Source organism: Aquincola tertiaricarbonis (assembly GCF_000969605.1).
Classification (GTDB): Bacteria; Pseudomonadota; Gammaproteobacteria; order Burkholderiales; family Burkholderiaceae_C; genus Aquincola; species Aquincola tertiaricarbonis.
Map to the genome: position 1 here is coordinate 42,822 of NZ_JZUE01000011.1, position 14,703 is coordinate 57,524.

A 14,703-nucleotide genomic window follows, 5' to 3' on the forward strand; every position below is an offset into this window, starting at 1 on the left:
CCGCCTCAGGCCCGGCCGTCCTTCAGGTCGAGCGCCAGGAAGTGATGCACCGCGGGCTTCTCCGGCCCGATGTGGAAGCGCAGCGCCTGGGCCTGCATGTCGGCATCGGCCTTGGACACCCGCTGGTGCTGGCGCAGGTGCTCGGCCCAGGACTCCACCATGAACCATTCGATCACCCGCTCCGGCTCGCCGGTGTGCTCGGCCACGCCCCAGGCATAGGCGCCGTCGCGCCGCCGCTCCTGCGCCACCTGCTTCATCGCCTGCAGGAAGGCGGGCAGGTCGTGCTTGCGGATGCGGTATTCGACCTGCACCACCACCGGCCCGCGGTCGTGGGCCACCGGCTCGGCCAGCATCGGCTCGGGCCAGTGGTTGGAGGCCTGCAGGTCGGCTTCGCCGGTGGGCAGCTTCACGCGATGGAACACCAGCGCGATGACGACCAGCGCCGCACCGGCGCCCAGCAGCGTGGTCGCCAGGCCGGCTTCCTGCGCCACCAGGCCCCAGGCCAGGCTGCCGCCGGCCATCGCGCCGTTGAACACCATCAGGTAGATGGCCAGCCCGCGGCCGCGCACCCAGTTAGGCAGCACCGACTGGGCCACGCCGTTCAAGGTGGTGAGGGCGGTGATCCAGCCCATGCCCAGCAGCAGCATCAGCCCGATGGCCACCGCCTGCGGCGGCGCGAAGGACAGCGCCGCCATCACGCCCGCGCTCAGCAGCGAGGCCGCCAGCACCAGGCCGTCGGCATCCAGGCGCTGGCGCAGCCGGGGCAGCAGCAGCGCACCCACGATGGCGCCCGCGCCCACCGCGCCCAGCATCACGCCGTAGAAGCCCGCGGTGCCGCCCAGCATCTTGCGGGCCACCAGGGGCAGCAGCGCCCACACCGAGCTGGCGAACAGGAAGAACACGGCGGCGCGCAGCAGCACCACATGCAGCTCGCGGCTGGCGCGCGCATAGCGCAGGCCGGCCCGGAAGGCGCCGAGGAACTGCTCCGACAGCCCGCTGTCCACCGGCGCCGGGCGCTTCCACCACAGCAGCGCGGCGATGACGACCAGGTAGCTCAGCACGTCGGCGCCATAGGCCGCCGCGGCACCGAAGCTGGCCAGCAGCAGGCCGCCGGCCGCCGGGCCCAGTGCCCGCGCCACGTTGATGCCCAGGGAGTTGAGCGCGACGGCGTTCTTCAGGTCGCTGCGCGGCACCAGCTCGGGCACGATCGATTGCCAGGTCGGGCCCATCAGCGCCGCGCCGATGCCGCCGACGAAGGTGAGCGCGACCAGGTACTCCACGGTGAGCGTGTCCGTCCGCGCCAGCAGCAGCAGGCAGCCGCTGACCAGCGCCAGCAGGACCTGCACGCCGATCAGGAAGCGGCGGCGGTCGAGGATGTCCGACAGCACGCCGGCCGGAATGGCCAGCAGGAAGATGGGCAGCGTCGCCGCGGTCTGGATCAGCGCCACGGCGGCCGGGCTGGCCGACAGCTCGGTGACCATCCAGGAACTGGCCACGTCGCGCATGAAGCTGCCGATGTTGCCCAGCACGGTGGCCGTCCACAGCACGGCGAAGACCGGCTGGCGCAGCGGCGCGAAGCTGCCGCCGGGCGCTGCCGTCGGTGCAGGCGCGGGCGCTGCCGCGTGATGATGTTCGTGCTCAGACGCCAAGATGGCCTCCCAGGTCGAGCCAGGCGACGAGCATGAACCCGCCCGCCAGGCCCCAGTGTTCGAAGAATGCGTTGGCCATCGGCAGGCGCTGCGCCGCCGTGGCCACCCAGAAGCGGTCGGCCAGGAAGCTGGCCACCACCGTGAAGCCGCCGAGCAGCAGCGCGCCCAGCCAGCGGTGCCAGCCGGTGAGCACCAGTGCCGAGGCGCCGATTTCCAGCCCGATGGTGGCCACCGCCCATGGCGCCGCCGGTGCCAGCCCGAAGTGGCGCATCTCGGCGATGGCCCCTTCGAAGTGGCGCAGCTTGTGCACGGCGCCCTGCAGGTAGGCGCCGCACAGCAGCAGCAGTGCCAGCCAGTGCACTGCCGGCGACACGAAGCCGTGGCGCAAGGCTTCCAGCGCCGGGCCCATCACACCGCCCAGCAGGCGCAGCCGAGCGCGCCCCAGAAGCCCTTGAGGTCCGCGATGGGCAGCCGGCTGCTCCAGGCGGTGGCGTGCGCGTGGCCGTGCAGCTTGCAGTCGTTGACGCAGGCGCAGGCCGCCGCGGCATGGCGCAGCACCGACCGCTGCAGGCCCGCCTGCAGCGGTGCGCCGTCCTGCTCGCCCCAGTGGCCATAGCCGCCGAAGCGCCGCACCGGCGACCAGTCGGGCATCGCCGGCGGCGGCGCGCTGTCGTCGTGGGCGGCGAACTCGCCCGCGCCGTACACCACCTTGCCGCCGACCACGGTCAGCAGCGCGCTGGTGTCGGCGATCTCCGATTCGGCGCAGGCAAAGAAGTCGCGGTCGGGCACCATCAGGTCGGCGAACTGGCCCACCTCGATGCGGCCCTTCTTGCCCACCTCGTTGCTGAACCAGGTCACGTGCTCGGTCCACATGCGCAGCGCGGTCTCGCGGTCCAGGCAGTTGCGCTGCGGATAGAGCTGCATCCCGCCCACCGTCCTGCCGGTGATGAGCCACGACAGCGACACCCACGGGTTGTACGAGGCCACGCGGGTGGCATCGGTGCCGGCGGACACCTTGGCGCCCATCTCCAGCATCCTTTTCACCGGCGGCGTGGCCTCGGCCGCACCGGGGCCGTAGCGCTCGACGAAGTACTCGCCCTGGTAGGCCATGCGGTGCTGCACCGCCACGCCGCCGCCCAGCGCGGCGATGCGGTCGATCGACCGTTCGGAAATGGTCTCGCAGTGGTCGAAGAACCAGTTCAGGCCCTGCAGCGGCACGTCCTGGTCCACGCGCTCGAACACGTCCAGCGCGCGGCTGATGGTCTCGTCGTAGGTGGCATGCATGCGCCAGGGCCAGCGGTTCTGCGCCAGGATGCGCACCACCTCTTCCAGGTCGCCTTCCATCCCGGGCGCCATGTCGGGCCGCGGCTGGCGGAAGTCCTCGAAGTCGGCGGCCGAGAACACCAGCATCTCGCCCGCGCCGTTGTGGCGGAAGTAGTCGGTGCCCTGCTTGTAGCGCGAGGTGGCCGTCCAGTTCAGGAAGTCTTCCTTTTCCTGCTTCGGCTTCTGGGTGAACAGGTTGTAGGCCAGGCGGATGGTGAGCTGCCCGGCATCGGCCAGCTGCTGGATCACCTGATAGTCCTCGGGATAGTTCTGGAAGCCGCCGCCCGCGTCGATGGCGCCGGTGACGCCCAGGCGGTTCAGCTCGCGCATGAAGTGGCGCGTGGAGTTCAGCTGGTACGCCGGCGGCAGCTTCGGGCCCTTGGCCAGTGTGGCGTAGAGGATGGACGCATTGGGCTTGGCCAGCAGCAGCCCGGTGGGGTTGCCGGCGCCGTCGCGCATGATCTCGCCGCCGGGCGGGGCCGGCGTGTCGCGGTCGTAGCCCACGGCGCGCAGCGCGGCGCCGTTGAGCAGCGCGCGGTCGTACAGGTGCAGGATGAAGACGGGCGTGTCGGGCGCCACCGCATTCAGCTCGTCGAGGGTGGGCAGGCGCTTCTCCTCGAACTGGTGCTCGGTGAAGCCGCCCACCACCCGCACCCACTGCGGCGCCGGCGTGACGGCCACCTGCTGCCGCAGCATGCGCATCGCGTCGGCCAGGCTCTTCACGCCGTCCCAGCGCAGCTCCAGGTTGTAGTTGAGCCCGCCGCGGATGATGTGCAGGTGGTTGTCGATCAGCCCGGGCAGCACCCGCCTGCCGCGCAGGTCGATCACCCGGGTGTTCGGGCCGGCCAGGGCCATCACCTCGGCGTCGCTGCCCACGCGCACGAACAGGCCGTCCTGGATGGCGACGGCGCTGGCCGTGGGCTTGGCGCGGTCCAGCGTCGTGAAGAGGCCGCGGTGGAGGATGAGGTCGGGGTGCTTGCTGTCGGCCATCGCGGCGTCTCCTGGGTGCGGTGGTGGTCGGGGTCGTCGGGCTCAGCCTTCGTGTGCGCCGAACATCGTCTTGGCGTAGGTGATGCCGATGCCGTAGCCGCCGCCGAACTTCTTCGCAATGCCGGTGGTCATGTCGTAGGTGTCGGTGCGGGCCCAGTCGCGCTGCATCTCCAGCAGGTACTGCAGCGCGGTGATCGGCTGCGCACCGGCCTGGACCATGCGGTCCATCGCACGGTTGTGCGCTTCGGTGGAGATGTCGCCGCAGGCATCGGCGATCACGTAGACCTCGAAGCCCTGGTCCAGCGCCGACAGCGCCGGGCCCACGATGCACACGCTGGTCCACAGGCCCGCCAGCACGATGCGCGACTTGCCGATCTCGTTGATGCGGGCGATGACGGCGGCGTCCTCCCAGGTGTTCATCGAGGTGCGGTCCAGCAGCGGCTGGCCGGGGAAGGGCGCGGTGACCTCCTCGAACATCGGGCCGGAGAAGCTCTTCTCGGCCACCGTGGTGAGGATGGTGGAGGCGCCGAAGCCCGCGGCGGCGCTGGCCACCAGGCCGGCGTTGGAGCGCAGCTGAACCGGGTCGATCGAATGCGTGGCGAAGGCCATCTGCGACTGGAAGTCGATCATCACCAGCGTGTGGTCGTGCGGGGTCAGCAGCTTGGCGCCGGGGGTGGGGGTGGCGGTGAGGCTCATCGGGGTACTCCTTGGGTCAGTGGTGGCGGGAACGGGAATGCAGGGACCGGGCCCGGCCGGGCCCGGCGGGATCAGGGTGCGGAATCGACCAGCACCAGCTCGGCATCGGCCAGCGCGGTGACGCGGATGGTGTCGACGTCGCTGATGGCCGCGCCGTCGCGGGCCTTCAGCGTCACGCCGTCCACCTCCACCTCGCCGCTGGCGGGCACCAGGTAGCCGCGGCGGTCCTTGCCCAGGCGGTACTCGGTGCTCTCGCCGGCCTTCAGCGTGGCGCCCAGCACCCGGGCGTTGGTGCGGATCGGCAGCGCGTCGGCGTCGCCCGGCAGGCCGCTGGCCAGCGCCACGAAGCTGCCCGAGCGCTCGCCCTTCGGGAAGGGCTTGGCGCCCCAGGACGGCGGCTCGCCCCGGCCGTCGGGCAGGATCCAGATCTGGAAGATCTTGGTCACGCCCGGCTCCATGTTGTATTCGGCGTGGCGGATGCCGGTGCCGGCGCTCATCACCTGCACGTCGCCTGCCTCGGTGCGGCCCTTGTTGCCCAGGTTGTCCTGGTGCGTGATGGCGCCTTCGCGGACGTAGGTGATGATCTCCATGTTGGCGTGGGCATGCGGCGGGAAGCCGGTGCCCGGGGCGATGGTGTCGTCGTTCCACACCCGCAGCGCGCCCCAGCCCATGCGGGCGGGGTCGTGGTAGTCGGCGAACGAGAAATGGTGCTTGGCATCGAGCCAGCCATGGTTGGCGCCGCCGAGGGCATCGAAGGGTCTGCGGTCGATCATGGTGTTTCTCCGGGCGGTTCGTGTTGCGATGGAGAGACTTTAGGAGTCGGTGATCAATAAGAGAATAGAAAAGATGGAAAACCATCGATTCCGAAAGTTGCATGAGCAAGCTGCCTGACCTGGAAGCCTGGGCCATCTTTGCCAAGGTGGCGGAGACGGGCTCCTTCGCCAAGGCGGCGGCCGACCTGGCGATCTCGCAGCCCACCGTCTCCAAGGCCATCACGCGGCTGGAGGCGCGGCTGAAGACCACGCTGTTCCACCGCACCTCGCGGCGCATGTCGCTCACCGCCAGCGGCGAGGCGTCGCTCGATCGCGCCTCGCGCATCCTGGCCGAGGGCGAGGCGGTGGAGGCGGAGGTGACCGAGCAGTCCGAGCACCTGCGCGGCACCATCCGCATCGCCGCGCCGATGTCCTTCGGCATCAGCCACCTGGGGCCGGCGCTGCCGGCCTTCATGGCGCAGCACCCGGAGGTGATGCTGGACCTGCACTTCAGCGACGAGCTCATCGACGTGGTGGCGCAGGGCTTCGACGTGGCCCTGCGCATCTCGGCGCTGCCGGATTCCAGCCTGCTGGCGCGGCGGCTGTGCGCGGTGCGCATCCTGCTGGTGGGCGCGCCCGCCTACTTCGAGCAGCACGGAAGGCCCGGTCATCCGCGCGAGCTGGCCACGCACCGCGCGCTGCGCTACGTGCACACGCGCCTGGGCGAGGCCTGGCGCTTCCGGCATGCCCGGCGCGGCGAGTTCTCGCAGGTGGTGCCCACGGCGCTGCGCGTCAACAACGCGGAGGCGCTGGCGCCCGCGCTGCGGGCCGGCCTGGGCCTGGCGCTGCAGCCGGAGTTCCTGGCCTGGGAAGACCTGCGCTCGGGCTTGCTGGAGGAGGCGATGCCGGAGTGGCAGGTGCCGCCCATCGCGCTGCACATCGTCACCCCGCCCGGCCGCGGCCGGCCGGCGCGGGTGCAGGTGCTGATCGACTACCTGGCCGCGCACTTCGCGCGGGCGCCCTGGGCGGTCGATCCCAGCCCGATGCCGGCTGCGGCCGCCGCCTCCGCCGCGCGGCGCTGAAGCCGGGCCGGTCCGCGGGTGGCGGCAACCGGCCGCCTAGTGCATTTGCGCTATGGCGCCGCGCGGGCACGGCACCTAGCCTGTGCAGCAGCAGGGCCGCCCGGCCCCGGTGCCACGGAGGTTCCCTTGAGAAAGACATTGCTCGCCGGCCTGGTGCCGGTGGTGCTGCTGCCGGCTTGCGGCGGCAGCGACGATGCGCCGTCCAACGCCTACGCGCAGCGGCCGGCCTTCCTCGCCGCCGAGCCGCAGCGCATCGACTTCGACGGCCGCACCGCGGGCCTGGTCACCGGCAATGCGGCCGACCTGCCGGCGCTGCTGGCCTATGCCGCCCCGGCCGGCGAGCCCACCGCAGCCACGCTGCGCACGCTGCAGATCCAGGCCTCGTACGCCGGCCTCGACGACCTCAGCGCCGGCGGCGGCTTCGGCGTGTACTTCGGCGTACTGGACCCGCGGGCCAACCAGGGCAGCGAGTACATCGCGGTGTCCGACGACGGCAGCGGCCGCCAGAACGTGACCATGGCGGTGCAGGTGCCCAGCCACTTCGATCCGGCCCGGCCGTGCATCGTCACCGCCACCTCGAGCGGCTCGCGCGGCATCTATGCCGAGGTGCCGACGGTGGGCGAATGGGCGCTCGGCAAGGGCTGCGCGGTGGCCTACACCGACAAGGGCACCGGCGTGGGCGTGCACGACCTGGACCGCGACCGTGCCTACGCGACGGATGGCAGCCTGGTGGCCGCCGGCCAGCGCCAGGACCTGGTGTTCAACGCCAACCTGCTCGGCGACGACCTCGCCGCCTACCGCGCCGCTTTCCCGAACCGGTTTGCGGTCAAGCAGCTGCACTCGCGGCAGAACCCCGAGAAGGACTGGGGCGCCTACACGCTGCAGTCGATCAAGGTGGCGCTCTACGTGCTCAACCAGCGCTTCCCGCAGGCCGGCTTCACGCCGAAGAACACGCTGGTCATCGCCTCCAGCATCTCCAACGGCGGTGGCGCCGCGCTGCGTGCGGCCGAGCAGGACACCGAAGGCCTGATCGGCGGCGTGGCGGTGTCCGAGCCGCAGGTGAACCTGCCGGACGACGCCGGCCTGACCGTCCGCCGCGGCGACGTGGTGGTGCCGGTGGCGGGCCGGCCGCTGTTCGACTACTTCACCTTCGCCAACCTCTACCAGCCCTGCGCCACGCAGGCGCCGGCCATCCGCGACGGCACCGCCTTCGTCGCCGCGCCGCTGGCGACGGCCCGCTGTGCGGCGCTGGCGCAGCATGGGCTGGTGGTCGGCGCCACGCTGGATGCGCAGGCCACCGATGCGCTGGCGCGGCTGCGGGCTTACGGCTGGGAGCCGGAATCCGACCGGCTGCACGACAGCCACTACGGCTTCGAGTTCACCAACCTGGTGGCGATGTCCTATGCCAGCGCCTATGCGCGGGCCGCGGTCACGGAGCCGCTGTGCGGCTACAGCGTGGGCGGCGTGGGCGCCACCACGCCCGGCACACCGGCCGAAGCGGCCCTGAAGTCCTTCTGGGGCACCGGCTCGGGGCTGCCGGCCGGCCCGATCACCATCGTCAACGACCAGGCGGTGGGCGGCCCGGCCAAGGACACGGTGTCGGTCAGCGCCAGCACCGGCCGCGCCGACTACAACGTCGACGGCGCGCTGTGCCTGCGCCGGCTGATGACCGGCGCGGCCGTGGGCCGCACGCCGATCTCCGCGGCCGAGCAGGCGGTGGCGGCCCGCGTGCGCACCGGCCTGGCGGAGGTGCGGGTCACCGGCAACCTGCGCGGCAAGCCGGCCATCATCGTGCAGGGCCGTGCCGACACGCTGCTGCCGGTGAACCATGCGGCACGCCCCTATGCGGCGCTGAACCGCCGCGCCGATGCGGCGTCCGACCTGCGCTACTACGAGGTGACCGATGCCAACCATTTCGATGCGCTGGTCACCTTCTATCCCCGCGTGATGGTGCCGCTGCTGGTGTATGGCCGGCGGTCGCTGGAGCTGATGCACAGCCGGCTCACCACCGGCGCTGCGCTGCCGCCCTCGCAGGTGGTGCGGGCGACGGCTCGCGCCTCGGCCGCCGCCACCCTGTCGGACGCCCAGCTGCCGCCCATCGCGGCCACGCCGGCGGCCGCCGACACCATCAGCGTGGGGCCGGGGACGATCGCGGTACCTGACTAGACAAGCTGGCGTCCTCGCCCTGTGCGGCCAGGCAGCGCACCAGCGCCGTCTTGTCCTGGATGCCCAGCTTGCGATAGACCTGGGCGAGCTGCGCACGCACGGTATGCGGCGAGGTGTGCAGCGCCTTGGCCACTTCCTTGTGCGTGCGCCCGCTGGCGAACAGGCCCGCCACGGCCTGCTCCCGCGGCGACAGCGCTGCGCCGCTGCGGCGCGCCTGCGCCTCGCACAGCCATTGCACGCCGAGCCGTCGAGACGACAGCGTGATCGCCTGGCCGTGAAACGGCATGCCGCCCGCCATGGCCGCCTTGGCCACCGCAGGCAGGTGCAGGTGGCCGGCCTGCGGCCATTCGCGGGCCATCAGCTCGTGGAACAGCGGATCGGCGACGTGGTAGCTGCCGCCCGCATCCACCAGCGCCAGTGCGCGCACCGGTTCCGGCAGCGCGGGGCGCCGGTTCCAGCGCGCCCGCTGGAGGTCGAGCGCGCAGCTCACATGCGCCCAGGCGGCGCCGATGCGGGCCATGGCCTGCCGGTCGAAACCCTCGCGCGTGCCGCGGTACAGCACGATCCACCGCATCGGCGCGTCGCCTTGCGGTGCATCGCCGCACAGCAGCAGGTGGCGCAGGTCATGGCGCCGCGCAAAGCGCGCCATCACGCCGTGCTGCGGGCCGGCGTAGGTCGTGCCCGCATCCACGGCGATGGGACGACCCGGGCGGCCCAGGAAGGCGGCCGTCACCGGGTCTTCGTGGGAGACGGCCGCGTACTCCTGCAGGATGGCCTCGTCGCGCCCGTGCACCGTGGCGGTGGCGATGCGCAGCGTGTCGTCCGCCGGCATGCCGGTGCCCAGCACCGCGCCGTCGAAGCCGATCCAGCGGCGCAGGTGCCCGATCAGCTCTGCCGGAAAGTCCTGGGCGGCGGTGGTGGCGGCCAGGCGGTGCAGATCCGCCAGCTCGCCAGCAAAGGAGCGCATGGTCACGACCGGTGTTGTCACCCCGGCGATTGAAGGCGGCCCGGCGGCCGCAGGCAAGAGGGCTTGCCAGGGAGCGATTGCTAGCCGGTGGCGTCGGCATTGGCCGCCCGCAGCGGATCCGATACCTCCATCCAGTCCAGGTCGTTCTCCAGCGCGTGGAAGGCGTCGTCGCCGATGTCGCCGAACTTGCGCATGGCCAGCAACGTCTGGCGGGCGGCGGCCACGGCGGCGAAGTAGTGGCGGTCATAGTCGACGCCGAAGGCGGTGAACGGGCTGCTGCCGTCATGCAGCGGCCGGCCGAGCTGCATCTTCAGGTTCTTGCGCACCAGCTCGATGGCCGGCGACGGGGCCGCGGGCAGCGTGGCGAAGGCCGCCTGCAGCATGCGCTCGCGGCCGCGGGCTTCCTCGACGGCCACCGGGTCGGTGTCGCGCAGCTTCAGTGCGCGCAGCAGCGGCTTGAGCGTGAAGCCCTGGATCATCAGGGTGCCGAAGACAACCAGGAACGCGGTCAGCACGATGAGGTCGCGCGACGGAAAGTCGGCTGGCAGCGCCAGCGCCGCCGCCAGCGTGACCACGCCGCGCATGCCGGCCCAGGAGATGACGAGCCCGCTGCCCACCGTCGGGCGCAGCATCGGCCGCGGCGGGCTGAAGCCCCGGCGCCGGTTGTGCCAGCGCACCGCCGCATTGAAGGTCATGTGCCAGGCGATGCGCACGCCGATCACCGTCGCCAGCACCGCGGCGGCCACCGTGAGGTACTGCTGCAGCGGGGCGCGGGCCATGTCCATCCAGATCGGCCGCATCTGCAGGCCGATGAAGATGAAGGCGAAGATGTTGAGCGCGAACACCACCGTGGCCCAGACCGCATTGGTCGGGATGCGGATGCGCGCGGGAATAGTGGCCGGCGCGAGCTGCGCCATCGTCATCGCGAAGCACACGGTGGTGAGCACGCCCGACAGGCCCGCATGCTCGGCCAGCTGCCACACGCCCACGGTCCAGACGAACTGCAGGATGATGGCCGTGGGGATGTGCCGCACCCGCACCAGCACCTGCTGGGCCAGCCAGCCCAGTGCCGGCCCGGCGATCAGGCTGCCCACCACCGCCAGCAGGAAGGTAGGCGCCACCGCCTGGATCGAGAAGCCGCCGGCGGCCACCGCGCCGACGGCCAGCCGGTAGATCAGCAGCGCACTGGCATCGTTGAGCAGGCTCTCGCCTTCCAGGATGGCCAGGATGCGGTGCGGCGGCCGCAGCGGTCTGAGCACCGCGGTGGCCGCCACGGCGTCGGGTGGCGCCACGATGGCCCCCAGCGCGACGGCGGCCGCCCAGGGCAGCGTGGGCATCAGCGTGTGCGCCACCACCGCCACCGCCGCCGTGGTCAGCACCACCGCCACCAGCACCAGGCCCACCAGCGGCGCCCAGTTGTCGCGCAGGTCGCGCAGCGAGGCGTCGTAGCCGGCGTCCACCAGGATGGGCGCGACGAACAGCGCCAGCACCAGCTCGGGCGGCAGGTGCAGGCTGGGCGCACCGGGCACGAAGGCCAGCAGCGCGCCGCCGATGGCCAGGAACACCGGGTACGGCGCCCCGGCGCGCCGCGCGGCCGCTGCCAGCACCACCGCTGCGAGGAAGAGGACCAGGATCTGCTCGATCTCGTGCATCGAGCCAGTATCGGTGCGTTGTCGGCACTCAGGGCGCTGCTGCGGCGGCCTCAGCCGATGACTTCGGCCGCGGCGGCGGCCGGCGGGCACCGGCTTTCCAGCAGGGTGACCACTGCCTGGGCCAGCCGTTCGAGGCACGCCTGCTGGGCCGGCGTGATGCCGGGCCGCACCTGGGTGTCGAGCACGCAGATCATGCCGACCGCCACGCCGCAGCGCGACATCAGCGGCGCGCCCGCATAGAAGCGGATGCCCGGCTCGCCGATCACCAGCGGATTGCCGCAGACGCGAGGGTCGTGCTCGGCATTGGGCACCACGAACACGCCCTCGTGCTCGATGGCCTTGACGCAGATGCTCTTGTCCAGCCCGGTCTCGCGCGTGCCGAAGCCGTACTCGGCCTTGAACCACTGGCGCTTGTCGTCGACGAAGCTCACCAGCGCCATCGGCGCATCCAGTTCGCGTGCGGCGATGCGGACCACCTGATCGAACACATCCTCGCGGTCGGTGTCGAGGATGGCGTACCGCGCCAGCGCCTGCTGGCGTTCCGTCTGTTCCACCTGTTTTGTCATCGTCTTCGGCATGGATGCCTGAGCAGTGGTGGACCCTTGTAGCGGGCCGCTTCGGCGCGGACAACCCCTGGAAGCGGGGCACACTTGGCGGCTTGGCACGTGTACCCCGTCAGGAGATGTTGTTGAAGTCCTCTCGCCGACACCATGCCTGGGCAGCGCTGTGGCTGGCCGCCACCCTGGCGCTGCCGGCCGCGGCCCAGAACATGGGCTGGAGCACCATCACGCCCTCCATCACCGGCACCGACACGCTGGGCCTGGTGCTGCGTGAACAGATGCAACAACGCGCGCCGGTGGCCGCGCAGGGCGGGGCGGCCGGCCCTTCCGGCGCGGGCGAGCAAGCGTCTGCCGCCTTGCGCTTCGCACCGTCCAAGGCACGGCGGCAGCAGAACCTGGCGGCCTTCGTGGAGAAGACCCGGCGCGTGGACCCGGAGAACGCCAGCGGGCTGGAACGGCTGTTCGCGTCCGGGGACGTCATCGAGAAGGTGGCGCCGATGATCCGGCCCATCGGGCTGCGCATCGATGACCTGGCCGACACCTATGCGCTGTGGTGGATCTCCGCCTGGAATGCTACCCAGGGCATCAATCCGACACCCAGCCGCGCCACGGCCAGCGCCGTGCGCCAGCAGGCGGCGCGGGCATTGATGGCCACGCCGGGCATCGCGGGGGCGAGCGACGCGGCCAAGCAGGAGTTCGCCGAGGCGCTGCTGGTCCAGGTGATGTTCATCGACGCCGCGGTCGACCACCACCAGGGGTCCGCCAGCCAGCTTCGTGCACTGGCCCGGGCGGTGCACCAAGGCGCCGGCCGCATGGGCCTGGACCTGGCGGCGATGCGGCTGACCGAGGCAGGCTTCGTGCCCTCCCGTTGACGGGCCAGGCCGGCGGCCGGCCCGGCTCAGGAGGAGCGCGACAGGTTGGTCTTGCGGCCTGAGCCGCCGAGCGGGCCGGAAGGCACCTTGCGCCGCGCATCGAACTTCTTGTTGCCGCCGGCAAGCTTGTTGACGGTGGCCCAGGCACGCGTCTCGGCCTTGGGGCGTGCGGCGCCCTTCGGCGCGGCGCCTTCCTCCGGGGTCTGGGCCGCCGGCTCCTGAAGGTCGGCGTCCTTGTCCAGTTTCGACATGTCGGGCTCCTGCTGATCCATCCCGCTGCGCGTCGGCGCCGGGAAGGACAGGTTAGGGCATTTCGGCCCCGCCCCGAGAGAGCTGGCCCGCCGCCGCTCAAGCCTGCCGGCCCTGCAGCCATGCCCGGGGCGACACACCCACCGCCTGCATGAAGGCGCGGGAGAACGATGCCGGGCTGGCATAGCCCAGCTCGTCGCTGGCCCGCTTGATCGAGCTTCCCGCCAGCAGCATCGATTGCGCCAGCGACACCCGCCACCGGAGCAGGTAGTCGGCCGGCGTGATGCCGACCTGCTGCTTGAACGCCGCGGCGAAGGCGCTGCGCGACATGCCTGCCGCCTGCGCCATGGACTCCAGCGCCCAGTCCGCGCCGGGCTTGTCGTGCAGGGCCGTCAGCGCGCGGGCCAGCTTGGGATGGCCCAGGCCGTGGAGCGTGCCCTCGGTGATGCCGGCTTCGGCCGGATGATCCAGCAGCCATCGCAGCAACTGCAGCAGCAGCACCTCGAACAGGCGATCGGCCAGCAGCCGGTGACCGCAGCGCACCTGCTCGGTCTCGGCGAACAGCAGGGCCAGCGTCTGTTCCAACCCGTCCACGGCATGCAGGGGCAGCACGACCACCGGCGGCAGGGCCGCCACCACCGGATGCCGCACACCGCCTTCGAAATCCACGGTGGCGCAGACGAAATCGGAGCCTTCCGTGGGCGCGTTGTGGAACTGGTGCTCCAGCGGGCGCGGGTAGAGCAGCAGGGTCGGCTCCGTGACCTGGATGCGGCGGGGCGCGCCGCTGCGCGGCCGGTGCGTCACCACCATCTCGCCCCGGCGCAGCACATGCAGGAAGCCACGCCCCTCCTGGGCGTCGAAGTGGGTCACGCCGCACAGGGGGCCCGCGTGGAACAGGTGCGCATGCACCCGGAAGCGTTCCAGCAGGCCGGACAACCGGTCCACCGGCTGCGTTGATGTGGATGCCATGGCGTGCGCAGACTGGACGGAATGGATGCTTTACTGGACGGAATGCATCGAATCATACAGGTGCGGGCAAGACACTGTGGTCCAGCGCAGCACCACATCGGCGCCGCGCCCAGCCACCTGAACTTCAAGGAACCGTCATGAACCGCATTCCCCTCGTCGACCGCCAGGCCACCACCGCCGACCGCAAGGCCTTGCTCGACGCCATCCACGGCACCTTCGGCGCCACGCCCAACATGTTCCGTGCGGTGGCCAATTCACCGGCCGCGCTCCAGAGCATGTGGTCGGCCTTCGGTGCCCTGGGCGGCGGCGTGCTGCCGGCCAAGCTCGGCGAGCAGATCGCCGTGGCCGTGGCCGACCGCAATGCCTGCGAGTACTGCCTGGCCGCCCACACCGCCCTCGGGCGCAAGGCCGGCGCCAGCGCGGAGGAGATGCAGCAGGCGCAGGCCGGCAAGTCCGCCGATGCGCGGACGCAGGCCGCGCTGCGCTTTGCGCTCAAGCTCGTCAACGACCGCGGCCAGGTCGCGGATGCCGACGTGCAGGCCGTGCGGGCGCAGGGCTTCAGCGACGAGGAGATCGTCGAGATCCTGGCCCACGTCGCGCTCAACCTGTTCACCAACTACGTGAACGTCGCCTTCGCCGTACCGGTCGATTTCCCGGCCGTCAAGCTGCGCCGCTCCGCCTGATTCAGGAGCGTCACCCGATCGCTACCTGCCTGGCGCGACATCGCGCCCGGCTTCCAAAACACCCAAATCGATTATTTGTCTTCAGTTGGATGT

Annotated in this window: 14 protein-coding genes and 1 pseudogene; 5 read left to right on the plus strand and 10 right to left on the minus strand. The window is 71.5% G+C overall.

All coding sequences use genetic code 11. From position 1 onward, the window contains the following. Window positions 1-5: 5 nt before the first annotated feature. The 5 genes from VO99_RS14850 to VO99_RS14870 form a co-directional block, all read right to left on the minus strand. A complete protein-coding gene (locus VO99_RS14850) occupies window positions 6-1,649 on the minus strand; it encodes an MFS transporter (protein ID WP_046113674.1) in 1,644 nt (547 codons plus the stop codon). Next, window positions 1,639-2,058: a DoxX family protein gene (locus VO99_RS14855; RefSeq protein ID WP_046113675.1), complete on the minus strand. Its 420-nt coding sequence runs from the start codon at window positions 2,056-2,058 to the stop codon at window positions 1,639-1,641. Before VO99_RS14855 ends, VO99_RS14850 begins: the two co-directional genes overlap by 11 nt. Then, window positions 2,058-3,962, minus strand: a complete 1,905-nt coding sequence (locus tag VO99_RS14860; RefSeq protein WP_046113676.1) for an amidohydrolase — start codon at window positions 3,960-3,962, stop codon at window positions 2,058-2,060. The genes VO99_RS14855 and VO99_RS14860 overlap by 1 nt, the downstream gene beginning before the upstream one ends. Before the next feature lie 42 nt (window positions 3,963-4,004). Further along, on the minus strand, window positions 4,005-4,658 hold the full coding sequence (locus VO99_RS14865; protein ID WP_046113677.1) for an isochorismatase family protein: 654 nt from the start codon (window positions 4,656-4,658) through the stop codon (window positions 4,005-4,007). Between the two features lie 71 nt (window positions 4,659-4,729). Next, window positions 4,730-5,431 carry a pirin family protein gene (locus VO99_RS14870; RefSeq protein WP_046113678.1) on the minus strand — a complete coding sequence of 234 codons (702 nt, stop codon included), beginning with the start codon at window positions 5,429-5,431 and terminating at the stop codon, window positions 4,730-4,732. 46 nt (window positions 5,432-5,477) lie between these two features. Here VO99_RS14870 and VO99_RS31975 point away from each other — a divergent pair. From VO99_RS31975 to VO99_RS14880, 3 genes and pseudogenes are all read left to right on the plus strand, one after another. Then, window positions 5,478-5,549: pseudogene (locus VO99_RS31975) on the plus strand (hypothetical protein); the annotation flags it as partial. Then, window positions 5,533-6,492 (plus strand): LysR family transcriptional regulator, encoded by a 960-nt coding sequence (locus tag VO99_RS14875; RefSeq protein WP_046113679.1) that lies wholly within the window; start codon window positions 5,533-5,535, stop codon window positions 6,490-6,492. The pseudogene VO99_RS31975 and the gene VO99_RS14875, both read left to right, overlap by 17 nt. Window positions 6,493-6,618: 126 nt before the next feature. Then, complete coding sequence (locus tag VO99_RS14880; protein WP_083440612.1) at window positions 6,619-8,658, plus strand: 3-hydroxybutyrate oligomer hydrolase family protein; 2,040 nt, start codon at window positions 6,619-6,621, stop codon at window positions 8,656-8,658. Here the strand turns inward: VO99_RS14880 and VO99_RS14885 are convergent. The 3 genes from VO99_RS14885 to VO99_RS14895 all read right to left on the minus strand — a co-directional run bounded on the left by VO99_RS14885 (window position 8,621) and on the right by VO99_RS14895 (window position 11,855). Further along, the gene (locus VO99_RS14885; RefSeq protein WP_046113680.1) at window positions 8,621-9,625 is read right to left on the minus strand and encodes a helix-turn-helix transcriptional regulator; all 1,005 of its coding nucleotides are present in this window, start codon (window positions 9,623-9,625) and stop codon (window positions 8,621-8,623) included. The two genes, VO99_RS14880 and VO99_RS14885, sit on opposite strands and share 38 nt — an antisense overlap. Window positions 9,626-9,705: 80 nt before the next feature. Further along, a complete protein-coding gene (locus VO99_RS14890) occupies window positions 9,706-11,277 on the minus strand; it encodes a cation:proton antiporter (RefSeq protein WP_046113681.1) in 1,572 nt (523 codons plus the stop codon). 50 nt (window positions 11,278-11,327) lie between these two features. Then, the gene (locus VO99_RS14895; RefSeq protein ID WP_083440613.1) at window positions 11,328-11,855 is read right to left on the minus strand and encodes a GAF domain-containing protein; all 528 of its coding nucleotides are present in this window, start codon (window positions 11,853-11,855) and stop codon (window positions 11,328-11,330) included. A gap of 110 nt (window positions 11,856-11,965) precedes the next feature. Between VO99_RS14895 and VO99_RS14900 the strand changes: the two genes are divergently transcribed. Then, window positions 11,966-12,709: a DUF6683 family protein gene (locus VO99_RS14900; RefSeq protein ID WP_198156952.1), complete on the plus strand. Its 744-nt coding sequence runs from the start codon at window positions 11,966-11,968 to the stop codon at window positions 12,707-12,709. Window positions 12,710-12,735: 26 nt separating this feature from the next. Here the strand turns inward: VO99_RS14900 and VO99_RS14905 are convergent, their stop codons facing one another. Both VO99_RS14905 and VO99_RS14910 read right to left on the minus strand, forming a co-directional pair. Beyond that, window positions 12,736-12,981, minus strand: a complete 246-nt coding sequence (locus tag VO99_RS14905; RefSeq protein ID WP_046113684.1) for a hypothetical protein — start codon at window positions 12,979-12,981, stop codon at window positions 12,736-12,738. 76 nt (window positions 12,982-13,057) lie between these two features. Then, complete coding sequence (locus VO99_RS14910) at window positions 13,058-13,927, minus strand: helix-turn-helix transcriptional regulator (protein ID WP_046113685.1); 870 nt, start codon at window positions 13,925-13,927, stop codon at window positions 13,058-13,060. A gap of 137 nt (window positions 13,928-14,064) precedes the next feature. On the opposite strand from VO99_RS14910, the gene VO99_RS14915 reads away from it, so the two are divergent. After that, window positions 14,065-14,610, plus strand: a complete 546-nt coding sequence (locus VO99_RS14915; protein ID WP_046113686.1) for a carboxymuconolactone decarboxylase family protein — start codon at window positions 14,065-14,067, stop codon at window positions 14,608-14,610. Window positions 14,611-14,703: the final 93 nt, after the last annotated feature.